This is a genomic window from Streptococcus sp. ZY171113, from assembly GCF_057748235.1.
Genome location: NZ_CM173243.1, coordinates 280,310 through 296,018, shown reverse-complemented (window position 1 = coordinate 296,018; position 15,709 = coordinate 280,310). Strand labels below are relative to the sequence as shown.

Here is a 15,709-nt window from a genome sequence, read left to right as displayed (position 1 = left end):
ACTGACCCCTTTCTTAATTTGTCGGTTTAATTTTGATGGATTTCATTTCATCGAGAAAAATGGCCTTATTCTTGATATAAGCCGGCCTGATGTGTTCTTGCGGGCCAACAAAGCCACCGTTTTTCGTGGCGTGACCATTCTCCAGCAGATGGCCCAGACTTTTCCGTTTGCCAGCATTATGCACCACAGCTGACTCGCCGACAACTGTTGTCGTCCACCCCTCAGCGTAAGCATTGCCACCAGCTGTCCGCCTCGGGCTACCCGCTCGAATATCCGCCGCCGTAGCCTGACCAGCCTTCTTCACCAGTTCAGCCACCTGGTCTTTGATATTGATCCGGAGTGGCTTCATCGTCACGCTACCACTGCCCATTGGTAAACACCTCGAACCGAAACACCGTCAGCAAATAGTCCGTCTCAGGCTGTTTCAGGTTAATCTGGATAGGCTCACAACGAAAATGAGACAGCATCAAATCCTCGATGCTGTCCAATTTCTTCTTGTGGTAGTGACTGACTTGCAGGCTCACCTTCCGCAGATGGACCTGGTCGTCAGCGTGCAGGCTCCCGCTTGGGGTCAAACGGTAGTAGAGGATGACATTATCTGGCGACGACTTCTCTTCCCGCTCCATGTAAAAGACCTCAGCGCCTAACAGGTTCCCCGCTAGGATTTTCTGAACCTCCGAACGAGTAAAAAATTTCTTAGCCATTATTTCAACTCCCCTAACTCAATGATGGTGTAGTGACTGTCAACATCTGGCAGAGCCAGGCTGACCTTGTAGGTTCGACCCTGATAGGTCACATAGTCCAGCTGGTCTGTCACATAGTTGGACCGCACACGGAAACGAGCTATCAACACCTGACCATCTGCCAGAGCCCTGTCCAGCCGCCGCTGGTAGAGGCGCTCCTGCTCAGCCTTAACCGTCTTGGATTGGGTTTGCGTTTCCCAAACCCCAGCCTCCACCTCAACCCGTTGGTCGTAGTGGAGAACGATAGCTACCCGTGATGACCTCATGGTGCTACCGCATAGACAGCTTTTAGATGGTAGAGCAAGTTGGTCAACTCGTCATCAATCCAACTCAGCGTAGTCCCATTCCCAGACAGTAGAGACTTGTCGAACCGCTGAAGGCACCGCAGATGGAGCCAGTCTAGGATTGTCGCCCTATCCTCTTCCCTAACATCTGGCCAAGCCTTAAAATCCGTCCCTTCCTCGATGTTCACAACAGGAATCCCGTTGCCTTGTAAATATGAAATCCCGCTATTGATATAAGCCAAAAGCTGGACGTCAAAGATATCCTCTTCAACGTCCACTTCGACCATTTCTTTAATCTGTTCAAGGATTGCCATCGCTGACACCTCCTTCTAGCTCTTACAGAGCGGCTGTAAACTTAACCGCAGACTTGTACTTGGCCAAACGGCCACCCATCACACTGGCCAGCTCGATATGACGACGGTTAACTGTGACATCGTAGTCCTCAAAGCGGTCAGCCGCCACATCATCGCCAATCATGTGATAAGCCTTGTCCGCAACGGCGATGATGGGGTTAGTAGCCCCCTCCATCCAGTCATAGACATAGACGGTAAAGCCTGAGATAGTGTTGCCAGTCGTTGAGATAGGAGCAAATGGCTGAGGGTCCAGGTAACGACCATCAGCGTCCTTGGCCAGCTTCAGCTTACGAGCGATAGTTTTAGACGTGATGAGGATTGGCGTAGCCGTATCGACCAGCTTGTCCATACCTGCCACCAAAGCCTCCAAAGCCGTCAAGCTCAAGGAAGCCTCTTTCAGGTCGATTTCCTGGGTATCGAACAAGGCCGCCTCAGTCTCCTCAGCGATGGACTTGATTTCAGTAATCTTGTCCGCATCGCCTGACCCCTTGCCGTCACCGATAACCACCGCCCGCTCAACCGCACGGATGAAACCAGCTGCCAGCTCCTTCATAACGTAGTTGAAGTAAGCCCCTGTCGTGTCCTTCTTCAAGTCAGCGTACTCAAAGCTGTACTTGATATAGACCGTGGCAGAGTTGATAGAAAAATCTGTGAAAGCAAACTCTTCATCTTTCTTAGTCTTGCCAGCCTTATGCCCCTTGGCAGTCGCCACCTGAGACTGCAAGGCCACCCGCACCGCATAGCGTGGGTCCTTGGTTACATGGTTCAGGATACCGCTGTAATCCACGAAGGCATCTTGGAGAGCCAGCAAAACAGGCTCTGGCAAGATTTTACCCAGACCAGACACCCCTTTTTCAGCCAAGTTAGCCTCCCAAGCCTTGCGAGCAGAGCTACCGCTACCCTCATTCTCCATCAGGATACGGGCAAAGTCCAAGGCAGCTTCCTTGGTTTTCAGATAGTCAACCGTCCCAGCTCCCTTCTGATGGTCTCGGATAGCATAGGCAGCATTAGACAACTTCTCCTCCGCAGCCTTGATGTCCGCATCTAAGTCAGCCAACTCATCCTTCAAGAGCTGACCCTTGGTGGCCAAAGCAGCCGCCTCAGTGTTCAAACGTTTCAACTCAGCTTCTTCCAAGGTCTCAGCCTTCAGCTCCACCTTGATTTGAGCCTTTTTCAGCTTGACCTCAGCCAGTTCATCAGTTGCCTTTTGGCGAGCTTCCAACAGTTCGATAAGTGATTTGTTCATTTTTCTTCTCCATTTCTTAAATAGTTGCAAGTTTCCGCATGATAGCTTGCTTCATGTTCGCACAAGCGAGACGTTTTTCCTTGGCCTCTTGGTCCAACTGCTTGACCGTATCGACCAGAGCCTGGGGATTGGCTGGCACCGTCACCACCGAGATTTCAAAGAGCTCCACCTCTTTGAACACCAAACCCCCGAACGGCTGTGTCGGGTCCACAGGCTCGTAATCCTTGATAAAAAAGCCGATACTCAGGCTATCCAAGGCACCCATCTTCATGAGGTCGTAGATTTTCTTAGCCTCAGGATCGCTCAGGTTAAAGGTTGACCGAGTTCTCAGCCCCTTTTCATCGACCACCAACTCATGCTTGCCGATGACACGGTCTCGGTCGTGGTTCAAGCACATGGGCACCACCGCCTTAGTGGCCACCGTCTGGTCAAAGCACCCCTTGGCCATCACATCGCCATCACGGTCCACGTTACCAAAGGTTGAGGCATAGGCCTCAAAGTGATAGTCAGCAGCTTCCTCACCGACCGACTTAACGACAAAGGATTTTACCCTTTCCATAGATGTCCTCCTTTCCCTTAGATTTTGCCAACCACCCACCCAGATAGCCTAACGACCGAACCAAGACTTTTTAGAAAACTTGTCAGCCACCTTTTTCTCAAGATAGTTAAATCTTCCATTAGCAGCCTGAGCATTCTGCTCAACCACCGCCCGCAACTCAGCCAGCTCACGCTTGGCCTCGGCTAGCTGATGGCCATAGTCTTCGATGACTTCCTGTTGCAGGTTGTTGGCTCGTTCTAATAGCCCTACTCTTGCCCGCAAAAGGTATAGCAAAAGTGTCAACCGTCGCTTCTTCTTAATCCGTTTGTTCATAGTTTTCCTCCTGTTTTAAGTAAAATTAAGTAGTTCGAAGTAATTTTAAGTAACAAAAAGCACCGCTGGGATTACTCTGCCCCTCCACCTTCAGAACCAATCCGCACAGCGTTCAAGTTAGTCTCAAAGACCTCACCGCCCTCATAACCAGGCAAGCCCAGATAGGTCTCGCGGAACTCATTTGAGTTCATCAAGCCCGCATATTTGGACTTAAAGCCACCCTCGACCAAATCCTTGAAGCTGATCATGTCAGCCATATCAAAGAAGACCAAGAGCTTGTTCCCTTGCGTCCTCGCTGTCTTGGTAAAGAACTTGCGGTTGATTTCCTCCGAAAAGACCCGCTGATAGAGCTTCATCACGCTAGAGTAATAGGCCCGATACTGCTCTTCCGTATAGTCGCAAGTAAAGAGCTTCTCGTTAATCCCGTGGGCATGATAGAGCTGGGACTTCAGAAACTCCAGCTCCTCCTTAGAGGCCGTCGCATAGTCATGGGAAAGCTCTTGAAACTCCTCCCCCTGTTCCAGATAGGCGATACCGCCAGTCTTGGCCAGGGACAGCATGCTGTTGACCCGCCCTTGGGCCAGCTTCCGCAAGTGCTCATCTGCCGCCTTGGTCGGCAGCTTCAAAAAGCCCCTCAGACTGCTGTTGCCCTCGCTCAACTTCTCCGTCAGAGCGTTCAGGTTGATGTCGATAAGCTCCGTGATTTGGTTGAGCTGGGCCGTCACGTTCAGCTTGGGATTTTCAAAGACCCACACATCCGCCAAAGGCAAGGTCACCGTCACATCGTCCAGCACAAGCTCGACCAGCTCAGCCGTCCAGGACAGGGTCTTCTTAGCCAACCAGATTTCGGTCAGGCGGTCGCCCTCCCACCGAGGCACCACCACCGCCACCCCGTCCCGCAACATGGCCCTGGTCACGTTTGCCCAAAAAACCACAGGGATTTCCAGCGGGTTAGGAGATACCGACAGCACATTGGCCAGGTCGCTCCCCTCAAACCACTCCATCTTGTCAACACCCCCAGGATTTCGGGTAATCCTCACATGCTTAAACCGCATCTGAGCCGTATCCGTTGAAATCTTGTTGTAAATATTGTCCAGATAGATCGAGTTCCGCCTCCAGTAGGACATGTGCCGTTGCAGGTAAGCCTTGGTGGATTTCTGGTTGTTAGGCCGAAAAATCCTCGCAAACACCTCCCGCAACTGCTTCAGATAATTGTTCATAAACACCTCATTCAATCAAAATAATAGCTCAGATTCTCCTTCTGGTCCTCATAGACGATAAAGGCATCCAGCTGACTAGCAAAGACGTCAATCTTGTCCTTGGCCTTTTCCTTGTTAGGGAAAACGTTGTTGTTGGCGTCAATCTTAACCCGCACATTAGCATGGTTCCAAGTCGCCACAGGGTCATCAAAGATAATCTTGCCCATCTTGGCCTTTTCCTTGTAAACCTTCAGCGGATAAGACAACTTCTTAACCGTCTGAGGGATGTCAAAGCAGATGTCCCCGTAGTAGTTATTAAAGAGCCGCACCAACTCCCTTGAGTTATAGCGGTCATAACCAACCGCCACAGGTAACATCTTGTGCTCGCTCATAAAGGCCCGCAGCTCTTCGAAGATATAGGCCTGGTCGTTGATGTCCAACTCATGAACATGGACATGACCAGCCTGCTCCCATTCTGCATACTTGTCCCGTAACTCCTTAGACAAGCCCTCGATGGTATGCCGTGGCATGAATTTCTTGTTGATAAAGTGCCGCTCCTCACCACGCACTACCATGAAGGAGATAGAACAGATATCGTTAACATCTGACAAGTCAACCCCTATCACACAGCGAGCATTCCGCTCATCGTCACCGACAAACAGACCAGGCTCAAACTGCTCAGACCAACCCCGACACTCATCGTTGCTAAAGTAGGCCAGATAGTTATTGACCGGCAGATTAAAGGTCTTTGCCATCAACTCCGCCTGTTTGGCAGGGTCGTTCTTGCTCATCTCGATGTCGGTCATGATGGTCTCTTTTTCCGTCGTGATACCCAAGAGAGGCATAGCCTTAGCCCACACATCAGGATTGTGAATTTCCGCCACCTCGTCCAGTTTATAGATCCACGGCATGACCGAATCATTGTCAACCTTCCCGTCCAGAATATCCACCCACTGCGAATAGTATTTATCAAAAATCTTGTCCCGCTTGGTCCCGTTGGTCGAAATATACCAGGTAATCCAGTTCTTCCGCTTACGGCTCGACCCATCATTAACAACCTTGATGAAGTCATCGTCGTAGGTATGAACCTCATCAAAGATATTGTAGTGAGCGTTGGTCCCGTCCAAGCTCTCATAGTCTGAGGTCTTAATAGACATGAGGCTGTTGGTCGTCTCGTAGAGGATACCCTGCTTAGTTGACCGCAAGATGTCAGCCTCCCGCATGTAGTGCAGCAAGCTCTCCTCGTTTGATAACATGGCCCTAGAAGCGTTAAAGAGATAGCCAGCCTGCTCACGACTATATGCCAGCAACTGGATATCAGCCCCCCACTCCCCATCGATAATCTGACCAACTTCCCCGATGGCAGACCCCAAGGTGGTCTTCCCAGTCCCTCGAGGAACAATAATAGGCACCTCATGAATGAGCCGCCTTTCTTCAAAATCCTTGTATTCTTCCATGGTGTCAGGGTCAGTCTTGGTCACCTCTGCCATGTGGTAGAACCCCCAGGCCACTTCTAGCCAAACCTTCTGCGGCAAGGCCAGTTTTAACTTCCCAGATTTCCCCTTGGTATTGCTACACTCTTCCTCGATGAAACGGATACGCTTATCCGCTTCCTCCTGCTTGAAGATGTAGGTATCCTTGAACCGCTTAACCCGAGCGATTGACATCAAAAGCTCTTTGCAGGCTGGCACCTTACCAGCCTCGATAAGCTCAACATACCTGTCAAAATTTTTCATCTCAACCATAACCAGCCAACTTCTCCTTAATGATCTCCGCCAGACTGTCTCCCTGCGGGCTCTGCTTATCAATCGTCGCCATGATTTGCATATTCAGCTTTTGATACTTCTCCATGCCGTCTAGCAGGTACTTGTCAGGCAACTCGCCCTCGTTGATTTCCTTGTTAATCTCCAGTTGAAAGTTTTCGATGATTTTCTGATTGTGGTTATACTGATTTTTAAGGTTTCTCAAAGCCACCGAATCACCATCTCGATGTTCAAGCAACTTTTCCTTCGGAACTACCTTGAAGGTCTTCCTAGACAGCTCAACCCTATCTTCTCTGGTGTACTTTTGCCGCTTTCTCGCCAACTTTTCAATGGCTTTGAACTGACTTTCCGTGATTTCAGACCGTGTTTCCTCAAAAATCCCCAGCTTTTTCCGATACCTGGTTAAGGTCGCACGACTGATTTCTAGCTCTTCTAAAACTTCCTTGATTTTCAAAATTCATGCTCCTTTCTTGTATCAATTTTGGTCAATTTTGGGGGAGAGGCACACAGCTGGATTGACGTCGTTATTACCGGGGGCTGTCAAAATTCAAAAGTGGGGGGGATTTGTCAAAATAAATTAACGTTTCGATTTTCCAAATTCAAATTTAATTTGCTTTCAAAAGTTTTTCTGTTGTGACACTCGAAACAAAGTAGCTGAAGATTAGTTTCGTTGAGCGTAATCGTTTCATCGAGATAATTCATCTCGTTAATCTCAATCACATGGTCAACAATGCTCTTGCCATGAATCAGACGATTGCAAATATCGCAACGCATTCTCTTATCACTTCTGATTTGATTTCGTAACGTCCGCCAGCGTTTCGAGTTATAAAATTTTATCTGCCAGTCTCTGAACCAATCAGCGTGTTTTGGTTTTTTGTAGGCCATTTTCTCCGAAATCCCCTGTCTGAATTAGTCATATCTTATATTGTGTCTAATTGAACACTTGGCCAGAAAGCTAGACACACCAACCGATTCCAGCTCCTCCCATTTTGAATTAGCGTTTCCCTCAATATGTCTAATTGAGGAAGTCAGATACTGAACTGGCTCATCTTTCTGTCCAAATCGTCCTGACGGACGCCGATATAAATCATGGTAATAGCTGGACTTGAATGGTTGAAAATCTCCATCAAATCAGCCACGTTCTTGTATTTCTGGTAGTAATGATAGCCGAAGGTCTTTCTCATGCTGTGAGTGCCGATATTATCAATTCCTAGATCAGCAGCAGCCACCTTCAGCATCCAGTAGACTGTCCTGCGGTCGAGAGGCTTGTTCTTGCCGTTCCTGCTAGGAAATAGATAGTGATGTGGCTTCATGTCCCTGGTGTACTCTCGGAGCTCGTTCTTGAGCTCTCTGGTCATCTTGATAGTCTTGTTCTTGCCAGTCTTTTGTTCTCTGACACGAATATGCCAGCCTTGGACGTCTTTAGCCTTGAGCTTGAGAATGTCTCCAATCCTGAAGCCTGTGCTAATCCCAACCAGAAATAGAATGTAGTTCCGTTCACTCCATTCTCTAAGATAGTCCTTCATCGCTTGGATGTCATCCTTGTCTCGTATTGGCTCAACCAGATTCATGTCCACCACCTCCAATCTAATCAAAATGGCCAGGGCGATATCCGCTCCTGACCTCTTCCTAGTATTCTGATGATACTATTTTACCATGCTGAAACCGCCATTTTCTAGCAAGTTTCTTGCAAATCTCTCCCAAGAATTGATTTCCGAAAGACGAGAAGCTCACCGCCTTTATAGCATTCGGCAAATTCAACCACACCTCGTTCCCACAAGCGGTAGAACTCACTCTCAGAGTACCCTAGGTCAGGATAGATAGCTTTATCCGGCAATATCGGCTTCTCACAATACTTCCTGATGACAACTTGCCTGGCAAATGAGTCACTAATCTGATTGATGGCCGCAGCTATTGCCTCTAGCTCATTCCATGCAGCCACTCGATTGGTGACCGAGATTTCGGTTGACCTGCTCACAGGGCCCCCGCTTCCTCTCGGCTCAAGCGAGTAGGAAGCTGTTACCTTCGGAGTATATTCCTTACCAGACATATTGGCATAGCGACGGTATAGGCTAAGCACCTCGTCAGCATTATCCTTGGTTGCTCTCTTGTCAATCTCCTTGAATAATCTCATGACGCTCCTTTCTTGTCCAACACATAGAGTAGTTAGCTGACTCTGCTATGCTTTTACCTCCCTCGCAAACGGCCAAACCCACTCATGATTCCTTTTGATTTCAGCTTCTGTGAGTGGGGCAGCACCTACTGTACTTGACAAAAATACCTTGCCTTTGAATTTTGCTAGATTGGTTTTCTTCCCATTTGGTTTTTCGGGGTCAGCAATTTCCACCGTGTACAGCTTCTCCCGCTCCACATCGTAACCATCCAACCAGGCACGGGCGAAGAGTGCGACGTTATCATTATATTCAAACCAAGGGTCAAGTTCCTCTGTTTTGGCAAGCCTAGCTATAGCGTATCCGAGGTAAGCCTCGTTCTGCTTCGCATCCTCAATCCACTCCGCCACAAACCTCGGCACGACCACCTTCTGCGGTTCGTCCAACTGCCTCACCAGCTCCAGCACGCTGTCCTTGGCCACCATGACCTTGGCACCGCAACCTTGCCAGACTAACACGGACGGCAGCTGATTGATTTTGTCATACAATTTTTGATTGTCCATTTCAAATTTCCTCCATCATCGCTCTTTCGAGCCAAAATTTCCGAGAGACCTCACGTTGGAAGCCTCCGACCGTCTTCTGTTCAGTCAATTTCTCCAGATACTCTTGGGCCATGATTTGGGTCTTCATATGCAAACGCCCACCGTTCAATTTGGCTGTTAAGAGCTTCCTCATTTCCTCCTCGGTAAAGAGGTCTTCCAGAGCTATCAACGTCCTCACTGTGGGCAAGAGCCCCTTGGTGCGGTACCCACGGAACTGGCCAATCATTTTCGGCGTAATGTCTTCAAATTCGCCAAGAAATGCTGCCAGGGACATCCCTTCCCGCTCCTGGTCGATTCTTTGGTAAAATTCCTCTGGCGTCATATTACCCGCCTCACTTCCAATTCATGCTCGCAACACCCACACCGCACCTTAACAGGCTTGGGCGGTTTTTTCTTAGGCAAAAGCCTTGACAGAAATCTTAAAATTCTAATCATCTCAATCCTCCAAGCAGACCAGACGCCTGCCTCTGGCATCGCTGGTCCGCCTTGCATACTCTTTGGAGCGATAGTAGTGGACAGTGCTGGGTTTCACTCCTATCTGCTCTGCTATTTCCATAACCGTCCCCATGGCCAACAACTCCTCGCCGTTATAGAGGGCGTACTCTTTCCGCCGCATCACCATAGGCTCATCTAAAAGGGCAGGTCGTCGTCTGATATGGGCTGGCCGTAGCTCGGTGGCATCTGGTTGGCTAAACTGTCAGCGTTGGCTCCATTGTCCCGCTTCTCCAGAACCTGGAAGCTCTCAGCCACCACCTCGGTCACATAGACCCGCTGGCCTTGTTGGTTCTCATAGTTTCGGGTCTGAATCCGCCCTGTGATACCAATCTGTTGCCCCTTTCGGCACCAGTTGGCCAAGTTCTCAGCAGACTGCCGCCACATAATGCAGTTGATGAAATCCGCTTCCCGCTGACCATCGGCGTTCTTATAGTTGCGATTGACCGCCAGGGTAAAACTAGCCGTGGCCACATTGCTAGGTGTGTACCGCAATTCTGGGTCTTTGGTCAGGCGTCCAACCAAAACAACGTTGTTAATCATGGGCCACCTCCAAAATATCCGTTATGCAGATAAAATCCATATAGACCTTTCCTTCAAAATCTTTGGCAACTTGCTTACACTTTTTAAGTCTTTTAACATGCCACGGATTATTCTTGTCAAACTCTCTCCAATCTGGCATAGGCCAAAGATTTGCATCGTAGCCGATAAAACGTAATTCGGTGGCAATCGTATTTTCTTTATCAAGCAACCACTCTTCTGTCAGAATAGGATCGTTGCCATAAACGCAGAAGCCTGATTTGTATTTTTCGATAATCTCTTTCTTGGTCACTGGTTATCCTCCTTGGTTTCTAGCAAATGCGGGTGCTCGTGGATGTTACCGATGACTTCAAGTCTGTTGCCATCCGTTACCATGGGGTCAACGATATAGATATCTCCCATATCTATTAGGAGATAGAAACCAACCCCTTCAAAACGAGAAAATTTATGTATCCCTTGCTTAACAACATATGTGAGTTCATCAAGGGCAATGAAATCCCCCTCAAAAATCTCCACACCGTTCTTGTCAAACAGGCCTGTGGATTGCATGAGGATGAGCCGCTCTTGTTTGACAATAGGATAGACGTTAGTTCTTCTATGTCGTTTTCCCTTGAATCCATAATCAGGAGTAAAGATACCTCCCTCTGAACAAAAGAAGAAATTCTTCGCCCACTCATTATTCATACTATCCCACGCCCTAAACTTCGGAATCATCTGCGACCACCTCCAACGTGATTTTGTAATTCTTATCGCCTAGCTGTGTAACTACACTAGAGACACTCGAGCACCCATCATTTAAAGTTTTCAAGAGGTCTGCAACAAGCCGACCTAACAAGACCAACATCAAAATTCTAACATCTTCCATCACTCCACCTCCTCAATCAACTCTCTCATGACTTGCCTGTAGGCGTCCTCCAACTGTTTGCCGAATGTAATGTGCCCCCACTCGCACATGATGGTCGAACTTTGACTTGATCAAAACGTAAACCTTTGACTGGTCCGTGCTGGTTAAAGTGTTTTCGGACAGCTTCAGATAGTTCCACTGTTTTCAGATGGTTTGTTTCTCTGATTGACTTGATTTCATCGCCGAACGTTACTGGATGTTCTTCAATGCCTAGCTCAAGCTCCGTCTGGCTTTCTGGCACATCTGTCCAGTTACCATAAAGCAAATAGATGACGGCCTCTGTCCAGGCCACGCTTTCCGTCGTTCCGACCCATTTCTTGAAGATGTCATCCTGTGGCAACCAGTCTTTTGTAGCACCAAGCCAATAACCATCGGGTTCTGTCTCGCTAAAGACACACTCAAGGCAGCCTCTCATACTCAGGCCGTACTCCATCATTTCAGCAAAGTAGTCCAGCCTGTCCTTGACTTCTTTGGGAAAACGGTGAAGTGGTGGAACAGCCTTTCCGCCCTCAACCGTCCATCCATAGATTCCTCTCATTTTGCTATCAAAATTATCACTCATGTCATGCTCTCCCTCTACCTCGCTAAATACTTCCGACGGCCAGCCCTGCTCTTAGCCTGGTCCAAACGCCTCTCAAGCAACTTCCGCTCTCGCCAGTAGCTCAAAAACTCCTCAAAGACCACACCTTTTTCCTTGCAGGCCTTTTTAACCAATTTGACAGTCGGAGAATAGGTCCGCTTAAAGTCTGGGAAAGACCAAGCACTCTCGCTGAACTCGTCAGCCTCCATCCGCTCAAACAACTGCTCAAAAATAACTTGTGACATATCAATTTCCTTTCTCTATCTATAATTAAACTTCCTACGGTTTTTCCGCGACATAGCCGAGCTCCGCATCTCATCCCAGACCTGCCGACCAAGAGCTTCCATCAGGCCACGATTTTGAGCCTTCAACCGCTCATTCTCGACTTCATTTTCTTCAAGTTCCTTATAGCACCGCCGCCGTTCGTCCTCCAGGAAATCAATCCAGTTGATAGCCTCCTGCAAGACAGCCTTATCAAATCCCACATAGGATTTTCTTGCCAACTTGTCCAAAGCAGGGGCAAATTCCTCGTCAGTCAGTTTCATCAACCGAAACTTTTCTTCCTCGGAGAGCTTGCGATGCTTGTCCTCCCAAAACAGGATAGTCCACACACGATTATGGTCTGTCATCTAGTACCTCCTTATCAATCTGTTCCAGGTAATCTAGTACCTTGTAAAAAATATCAATTACCAACTGCTGCGGAATATTGGACCGCTCATTGTATGATTTCGAAAAATGATTCCAAGCGATATCTTGATTGATTCTGTCATTTTTTAACGTCAAGTCAATATTGCTCGCAAATTTTGTTGGCTTTTGCAGTGGGTAGTCATAGTTGTTGTATCTAGTAATATTCAGATGTGGTAATCTAAATCCCATCACCTGTTCAATATACTTCCAAAGTCTCCCGCTAGCTGGGTTCTCAATGATGAACACCTTGGGCTGATACCGTTTAATAATCTCAACAGTGTTAAATGCCGTCAGTTCTCCATTGACCCGTTTCATGAACTGCCTATCGTACTTGTAGTTGATATAGGCTTTTTCATAGTCTGTCTTATTTCTGATGGTAAACATGCTCGGTTCACGCTGAGGAGAGAACAAACTGTCAGATAAGTCTTCCTGCTTCCAGCAAGCATTCCCCTCAGCCATTGCACTAGCATTGGACCAGCTTTCGCATGGCGGACTAGCGATAATCAAGTCAGGTTTTGGGAGCTTATCCAAGGTCTCGAACATGGTATTATCACCAAACAACCGCCCGTAATCCGCCAAGTTCAACTCAATGAAGTGGTTGTTCTTCTTCTCAACATCAATCCCGATAGGGTAGATATCAATGTTCGCCCCCCCTGAACGATTGAGGGCCTCAGCCCCCTTGGTGTAGGAGCCATTGCCACTATCAAACAGAGCCCATACGGTCATCTGTCGCATTAATACCTCCTAAAATTTCATAAATGCCAACCAATGGGTTGTTCCACGTTGTTGACCAAATAATGGTTGGTGTGGAACCAGTTCTAAAATTTCCTTGACATTGACCTGAGCATCTGACCACTTAAAAATAAGAGTTCCGCCAGTTTTCAAAACTCGAAAGCACTCTTCAAATCCTTGTTGTAAATCAAGTCGCCAGGTCAAAACGTCAAGTTGACCATACTGGGCTCGCATAAAGGATTTTTGACCTGCCCACAGTAGGTGGGGCGGGTCGAATACAACCAGATTGAAAATCTCATCTTCAAACGGAATGTCCCGAAAATCAGCCACAATATCAGGCTTCACGTTGATATGCTTGCCGTGGATTTCAAATGATTCTTCTCGTCTATCCATGTAGGTCGTGTGTGGCTCGTTTTTGTCAAACCAAAACATCCGACTACCGCAACAAGCATCTAAAATTCTGATATCACCCATCAATACCTCCTATCATCCATATCCTTCGGATAAACAAAGCTATTCCCCGTCACACCTTCCAGGATACGGCTGCTCAGAGCACCATTGCCATAATCGTCCGCATACAAGGCCTTGATTTCCTTGCTGGTCAGATTCGTGTTAATGATTGTGTTGCTCCGCTTGTCCAAAATCTCGTAAAGAATCTGATGGGCCCACTCATTGGTTCGCCCGTCCGCCTTACGGCTCTCCTTGCCCAGGTCGTCCAAAAACAGGTAGTCCACCTTGCTCAGCAGGGCCACCACCTCGGCCGGCGAGTAGCCATTGGCATAGCTCATGCTCTCACGGATTCGGGTAAACAGGTCCACCACCGATACAAACAGCACACTCTTCGGCTGGCCGTGGGCCTTAAACTGCTCATTCAACCACTGGGCCATGCCGTAGGTCAGATGGCTCTTGCCAACGCCTGACGGACCGGTGATGATGGCATTCCCTACACCGCCCTGCCGGTAGAACTGCTCCATGCGTTTGACAAAGTTAATCGCTTGTCGGTCAACATCAAGTCTCGGCTCATAAGTCGCCAAGCTCTTAACCTTGAGCTTGTCAGAGACCAGACTGTGCTTGTCAAAGACCGCATAGGTCTCAGCCAGCTGACTGCTGACCCTGGCATCATGATTGAGTTGACGCCCCAAGGTCTTAACGGCTGCTTCTGTGCATTCCAGGCATTGCTTTAACTCTTTGACCTCGCCCAAGATAGGCATCTTGGTCAACCAAAGCCTGCAACCATGCACATGGCAGGTCTCATCCAGCAACCGTCGGTCTTGTAACTGTTCAAGTAATCCCATCTAAAATCCCAACCTTTCGTCTGGTTCGTCCTGGTGTTGCAAATGTCTTGGTAAGGGCTGATTAAGGTAACTCTCGAACTTGTTACCGAACAAGGTTTCTGGCCGTAAGTACTTGGCCATGTCTGCCTTCCCTTGCCACTCGTAACATTTCACCGTAATCACATGCTTGAAGTCATCCAGCGTATGCCCATCGTTAAATCTCGCTTGGATAAGCTTCTGGGTCGTTTTGTTGCTCGGTTTGAAATTCCGACCAGTTTGCTGATTCAGATAATCCACAATCTCGACAGTATAGGTAGTTAACCTATCCTTACCTAACCTATCCTTACCTAACCTAACCTGTGTCTCCGTTTTGGATACATCTTGGATACATACCCCTAAAGGCTTTAGATTGGCCGTTTTTGAGTCATCATAATCCAGTTGAGCCTTCTCGTTGTGGTGGATAGTATTTTGAAAGCGGTCAGCCTGAATGTAGTTGTGAATCCGCCAATGGCGAATGACCACGACCCCGCTCTCAAACGGTAGCAGAAACCCTTTCGCAATCAGCAATTTCATGTCATCATCACTCGCACCGATGGTCCGCTGAATCGTCTTGGCCTTGTCAAGAAACCCCTCATCGTCAGCACCCATGTTGAGGTGAAAATAAAGAGCCTGAGAAGACAAGGGCATCTCGATGAAACGGTCTGTCTCCGTAATTTTTTTGCTGAACATTCTACGTTGTGCCATTGTTATCATTCTCCTTCGTCAAGTATTCATAGGCTCTCTTATAAGTATCTAAGTAAAGCTCGAAAATTTCGTTGACGTAACGACCAGCTGTGCTCAACTCCTCATAGATTTCATACTCTTCAAAGTCACTATCAAAACGATCAAGGAAAACTGTGGGGATGATATTGAAACCCGACTCTTCGTCGAAAACGTTAAAAAGATTGTCAAATATCCAATAATCGTCTCCTATCAGCTCCTCTTCATCCTCGACTTCGAAGAATCTATTCAAAACTAATTTTTTAGCTTCTTTACGGTCAAAGTAATGAACTGGCCTGCTTGAAGTTAACAATTTCTCAAGAAAATAACCTAGATTTTCTGTGTAGTGACAGTAGAAAGTATCCCACTCTCCCATATTTGTAAAATTACGTGCGACCAACTCACCGAAATCTCCTGTAATGGCTAACGATGAGTTCCGTTTGTCGAAAATGTAGCGAAGATTATACTGATAATCTTTTTCAGGGTTGTAATAGTCAATAATCGTTACTGTATCCAGTTCAATTTTCTCAGCGATATGGTTGCTGAAATAGTGGTCGAATTTTTCCACC

27 protein-coding genes are annotated in these 15,709 nt (G+C 47.8%); all 27 read right to left on the bottom strand.

The window, feature by feature from the left end; all coding sequences use genetic code 11:
- Positions 1 to 13: 13 nt before the first annotated feature.
- Positions 14 to 370 (bottom strand): HK97 gp10 family phage protein, encoded by a 357-nt coding sequence (locus tag AC3ARB_RS01505; protein ID WP_488320827.1) that lies wholly within the window; start codon positions 368 to 370, stop codon positions 14 to 16.
- Positions 357 to 704: a hypothetical protein gene (locus AC3ARB_RS01500; RefSeq protein ID WP_488320826.1), complete on the bottom strand. Its 348-nt coding sequence runs from the start codon at positions 702 to 704 to the stop codon at positions 357 to 359. Before AC3ARB_RS01500 ends, AC3ARB_RS01505 begins: the two co-directional genes overlap by 14 nt.
- Entirely contained in the window at positions 704 to 1,009 is a 306-nt protein-coding gene (locus AC3ARB_RS01495) for a phage head-tail adapter protein (RefSeq protein WP_488320825.1), read from the bottom strand. Before AC3ARB_RS01495 ends, AC3ARB_RS01500 begins: the two co-directional genes overlap by 1 nt.
- A complete protein-coding gene (locus tag AC3ARB_RS01490; RefSeq protein WP_488320824.1) occupies positions 1,006 to 1,341 on the bottom strand; it encodes a phage head-tail connector protein in 336 nt (111 codons plus the stop codon). Before AC3ARB_RS01490 ends, AC3ARB_RS01495 begins: the two co-directional genes overlap by 4 nt.
- Positions 1,342 to 1,363: 22 nt before the next feature.
- Complete coding sequence (locus AC3ARB_RS01485; protein WP_488320823.1) at positions 1,364 to 2,626, bottom strand: phage major capsid protein; 1,263 nt, start codon at positions 2,624 to 2,626, stop codon at positions 1,364 to 1,366.
- A gap of 16 nt (positions 2,627 to 2,642) precedes the next feature.
- Entirely contained in the window at positions 2,643 to 3,185 is a 543-nt protein-coding gene (locus AC3ARB_RS01480; RefSeq protein ID WP_488320822.1) for an HK97 family phage prohead protease, read from the bottom strand.
- Positions 3,186 to 3,233: 48 nt separating this feature from the next.
- Complete coding sequence (locus AC3ARB_RS01475; protein WP_488320821.1) at positions 3,234 to 3,497, bottom strand: hypothetical protein; 264 nt, start codon at positions 3,495 to 3,497, stop codon at positions 3,234 to 3,236.
- Positions 3,498 to 3,568: 71 nt separating this feature from the next.
- The gene (locus tag AC3ARB_RS01470) at positions 3,569 to 4,717 is read right to left on the bottom strand and encodes a phage portal protein (protein WP_488320820.1); all 1,149 of its coding nucleotides are present in this window, start codon (positions 4,715 to 4,717) and stop codon (positions 3,569 to 3,571) included.
- An 11-nt stretch (positions 4,718 to 4,728) separates the two neighbouring features.
- Positions 4,729 to 6,441, bottom strand: coding sequence for a terminase TerL endonuclease subunit (locus AC3ARB_RS01465; protein ID WP_488320819.1), 1,713 nt, complete (start codon positions 6,439 to 6,441; stop codon positions 4,729 to 4,731).
- Positions 6,434 to 6,913, bottom strand: coding sequence for a hypothetical protein (locus AC3ARB_RS01460; protein WP_488320818.1), 480 nt, complete (start codon positions 6,911 to 6,913; stop codon positions 6,434 to 6,436). Before AC3ARB_RS01460 ends, AC3ARB_RS01465 begins: the two co-directional genes overlap by 8 nt.
- A gap of 113 nt (positions 6,914 to 7,026) precedes the next feature.
- The gene (locus tag AC3ARB_RS01455; RefSeq protein ID WP_488321515.1) at positions 7,027 to 7,233 is read right to left on the bottom strand and encodes an HNH endonuclease; all 207 of its coding nucleotides are present in this window, start codon (positions 7,231 to 7,233) and stop codon (positions 7,027 to 7,029) included.
- Positions 7,234 to 7,487: 254 nt separating this feature from the next.
- The gene (locus tag AC3ARB_RS01450) at positions 7,488 to 8,030 is read right to left on the bottom strand and encodes a site-specific integrase (protein WP_488320817.1); all 543 of its coding nucleotides are present in this window, start codon (positions 8,028 to 8,030) and stop codon (positions 7,488 to 7,490) included.
- A gap of 104 nt (positions 8,031 to 8,134) precedes the next feature.
- Positions 8,135 to 8,593 carry an ArpU family phage packaging/lysis transcriptional regulator gene (locus tag AC3ARB_RS01445; protein ID WP_488320816.1) on the bottom strand — a complete coding sequence of 153 codons (459 nt, stop codon included), beginning with the start codon at positions 8,591 to 8,593 and terminating at the stop codon, positions 8,135 to 8,137.
- A gap of 45 nt (positions 8,594 to 8,638) precedes the next feature.
- A complete protein-coding gene (locus AC3ARB_RS01440; protein ID WP_488320815.1) occupies positions 8,639 to 9,133 on the bottom strand; it encodes a DUF1642 domain-containing protein in 495 nt (164 codons plus the stop codon).
- A gap of 1 nt (position 9,134) precedes the next feature.
- A complete protein-coding gene (locus tag AC3ARB_RS01435) occupies positions 9,135 to 9,494 on the bottom strand; it encodes a hypothetical protein (RefSeq protein WP_488320814.1) in 360 nt (119 codons plus the stop codon).
- Positions 9,495 to 9,608: 114 nt separating this feature from the next.
- Positions 9,609 to 9,794, bottom strand: coding sequence for a hypothetical protein (locus AC3ARB_RS01430; protein ID WP_488320813.1), 186 nt, complete (start codon positions 9,792 to 9,794; stop codon positions 9,609 to 9,611).
- An 8-nt stretch (positions 9,795 to 9,802) separates the two neighbouring features.
- Positions 9,803 to 10,207 carry a single-stranded DNA-binding protein gene (gene ssb, locus AC3ARB_RS01425; protein WP_488320812.1) on the bottom strand — a complete coding sequence of 135 codons (405 nt, stop codon included), beginning with the start codon at positions 10,205 to 10,207 and terminating at the stop codon, positions 9,803 to 9,805.
- Positions 10,200 to 10,496 (bottom strand): hypothetical protein, encoded by a 297-nt coding sequence (locus AC3ARB_RS01420; RefSeq protein ID WP_488320811.1) that lies wholly within the window; start codon positions 10,494 to 10,496, stop codon positions 10,200 to 10,202. Before AC3ARB_RS01420 ends, ssb begins: the two co-directional genes overlap by 8 nt.
- Entirely contained in the window at positions 10,493 to 10,918 is a 426-nt protein-coding gene (locus tag AC3ARB_RS01415; RefSeq protein WP_488320810.1) for a YopX family protein, read from the bottom strand. The genes AC3ARB_RS01420 and AC3ARB_RS01415 overlap by 4 nt, the downstream gene beginning before the upstream one ends.
- A 176-nt stretch (positions 10,919 to 11,094) precedes the next feature.
- Positions 11,095 to 11,670, bottom strand: coding sequence for a hypothetical protein (locus tag AC3ARB_RS01410; RefSeq protein WP_488320809.1), 576 nt, complete (start codon positions 11,668 to 11,670; stop codon positions 11,095 to 11,097).
- Positions 11,671 to 11,684: 14 nt separating this feature from the next.
- Positions 11,685 to 11,933 carry a hypothetical protein gene (locus AC3ARB_RS01405; protein ID WP_488320808.1) on the bottom strand — a complete coding sequence of 83 codons (249 nt, stop codon included), beginning with the start codon at positions 11,931 to 11,933 and terminating at the stop codon, positions 11,685 to 11,687.
- Between the two features lie 15 nt (positions 11,934 to 11,948).
- Positions 11,949 to 12,317 carry a hypothetical protein gene (locus tag AC3ARB_RS01400; RefSeq protein WP_488320807.1) on the bottom strand — a complete coding sequence of 123 codons (369 nt, stop codon included), beginning with the start codon at positions 12,315 to 12,317 and terminating at the stop codon, positions 11,949 to 11,951.
- On the bottom strand, positions 12,304 to 13,101 hold the full coding sequence (locus tag AC3ARB_RS01395; RefSeq protein WP_488321514.1) for a DNA methyltransferase: 798 nt from the start codon (positions 13,099 to 13,101) through the stop codon (positions 12,304 to 12,306). Before AC3ARB_RS01395 ends, AC3ARB_RS01400 begins: the two co-directional genes overlap by 14 nt.
- Positions 13,102 to 13,119: 18 nt before the next feature.
- Positions 13,120 to 13,581, bottom strand: coding sequence for a class I SAM-dependent methyltransferase (locus tag AC3ARB_RS01390; RefSeq protein ID WP_488320806.1), 462 nt, complete (start codon positions 13,579 to 13,581; stop codon positions 13,120 to 13,122).
- Positions 13,581 to 14,402: an ATP-binding protein gene (locus AC3ARB_RS01385; protein WP_488320805.1), complete on the bottom strand. Its 822-nt coding sequence runs from the start codon at positions 14,400 to 14,402 to the stop codon at positions 13,581 to 13,583. The genes AC3ARB_RS01390 and AC3ARB_RS01385 overlap by 1 nt, the downstream gene beginning before the upstream one ends.
- On the bottom strand, positions 14,403 to 15,125 hold the full coding sequence (locus AC3ARB_RS01380) for a conserved phage C-terminal domain-containing protein (RefSeq protein WP_488320804.1): 723 nt from the start codon (positions 15,123 to 15,125) through the stop codon (positions 14,403 to 14,405).
- Positions 15,112 to 15,708 (bottom strand): hypothetical protein, encoded by a 597-nt coding sequence (locus AC3ARB_RS01375; RefSeq protein ID WP_488320803.1) that lies wholly within the window; start codon positions 15,706 to 15,708, stop codon positions 15,112 to 15,114. The genes AC3ARB_RS01380 and AC3ARB_RS01375 overlap by 14 nt, the downstream gene beginning before the upstream one ends.
- Between the last annotated feature and the right edge of the window lies 1 nt (position 15,709).

Excerpts from the sequence above, each read along its gene's own strand:
- AC3ARB_RS01495 (WP_488320825.1), bottom strand. The coding sequence starts at position 1,009 with ATGAGGTCATCACGGGTAGCTATCGTTCTCCACTACGACCAACGGGTT.
- AC3ARB_RS01380 (WP_488320804.1), bottom strand. The coding sequence starts at position 15,125 with ATGGCACAACGTAGAATGTTCAGCAAAAAAATTACGGAGACAGACCGT.
- AC3ARB_RS01435 (WP_488320814.1), bottom strand. The coding sequence starts at position 9,494 with ATGACGCCAGAGGAATTTTACCAAAGAATCGACCAGGAGCGGGAAGGG.
- AC3ARB_RS01445 (WP_488320816.1), bottom strand. The coding sequence starts at position 8,593 with ATGAGATTATTCAAGGAGATTGACAAGAGAGCAACCAAGGATAATGCT.
- AC3ARB_RS01500 (WP_488320826.1), bottom strand. The coding sequence starts at position 704 with ATGGCTAAGAAATTTTTTACTCGTTCGGAGGTTCAGAAAATCCTAGCG.
- AC3ARB_RS01410 (WP_488320809.1), bottom strand. The coding sequence starts at position 11,670 with ATGAGTGATAATTTTGATAGCAAAATGAGAGGAATCTATGGATGGACG.
- ssb (WP_488320812.1), bottom strand. The coding sequence starts at position 10,207 with ATGATTAACAACGTTGTTTTGGTTGGACGCCTGACCAAAGACCCAGAA.
- AC3ARB_RS01470 (WP_488320820.1), bottom strand. The coding sequence starts at position 4,717 with ATGAACAATTATCTGAAGCAGTTGCGGGAGGTGTTTGCGAGGATTTTT.
- AC3ARB_RS01390 (WP_488320806.1), bottom strand. The coding sequence starts at position 13,581 with ATGGGTGATATCAGAATTTTAGATGCTTGTTGCGGTAGTCGGATGTTT.
- AC3ARB_RS01455 (WP_488321515.1), bottom strand. The coding sequence starts at position 7,233 with ATGCGTTGCGATATTTGCAATCGTCTGATTCATGGCAAGAGCATTGTT.
- AC3ARB_RS01395 (WP_488321514.1), bottom strand. The coding sequence starts at position 13,101 with ATGACCGTATGGGCTCTGTTTGATAGTGGCAATGGCTCCTACACCAAG.
- AC3ARB_RS01405 (WP_488320808.1), bottom strand. The coding sequence starts at position 11,933 with ATGTCACAAGTTATTTTTGAGCAGTTGTTTGAGCGGATGGAGGCTGAC.
- AC3ARB_RS01465 (WP_488320819.1), bottom strand. The coding sequence starts at position 6,441 with ATGGTTGAGATGAAAAATTTTGACAGGTATGTTGAGCTTATCGAGGCT.
- AC3ARB_RS01385 (WP_488320805.1), bottom strand. The coding sequence starts at position 14,402 with ATGGGATTACTTGAACAGTTACAAGACCGACGGTTGCTGGATGAGACC.
- AC3ARB_RS01415 (WP_488320810.1), bottom strand. The coding sequence starts at position 10,918 with ATGATTCCGAAGTTTAGGGCGTGGGATAGTATGAATAATGAGTGGGCG.
- AC3ARB_RS01485 (WP_488320823.1), bottom strand. The coding sequence starts at position 2,626 with ATGAACAAATCACTTATCGAACTGTTGGAAGCTCGCCAAAAGGCAACT.
- AC3ARB_RS01505 (WP_488320827.1), bottom strand. The coding sequence starts at position 370 with ATGGGCAGTGGTAGCGTGACGATGAAGCCACTCCGGATCAATATCAAA.
- AC3ARB_RS01475 (WP_488320821.1), bottom strand. The coding sequence starts at position 3,497 with ATGAACAAACGGATTAAGAAGAAGCGACGGTTGACACTTTTGCTATAC.
- AC3ARB_RS01400 (WP_488320807.1), bottom strand. The coding sequence starts at position 12,317 with ATGACAGACCATAATCGTGTGTGGACTATCCTGTTTTGGGAGGACAAG.
- AC3ARB_RS01430 (WP_488320813.1), bottom strand. The coding sequence starts at position 9,794 with ATGGTGATGCGGCGGAAAGAGTACGCCCTCTATAACGGCGAGGAGTTG.
- AC3ARB_RS01450 (WP_488320817.1), bottom strand. The coding sequence starts at position 8,030 with ATGAATCTGGTTGAGCCAATACGAGACAAGGATGACATCCAAGCGATG.
- AC3ARB_RS01480 (WP_488320822.1), bottom strand. The coding sequence starts at position 3,185 with ATGGAAAGGGTAAAATCCTTTGTCGTTAAGTCGGTCGGTGAGGAAGCT.
- AC3ARB_RS01490 (WP_488320824.1), bottom strand. The coding sequence starts at position 1,341 with ATGGCAATCCTTGAACAGATTAAAGAAATGGTCGAAGTGGACGTTGAA.
- AC3ARB_RS01440 (WP_488320815.1), bottom strand. The coding sequence starts at position 9,133 with ATGGACAATCAAAAATTGTATGACAAAATCAATCAGCTGCCGTCCGTG.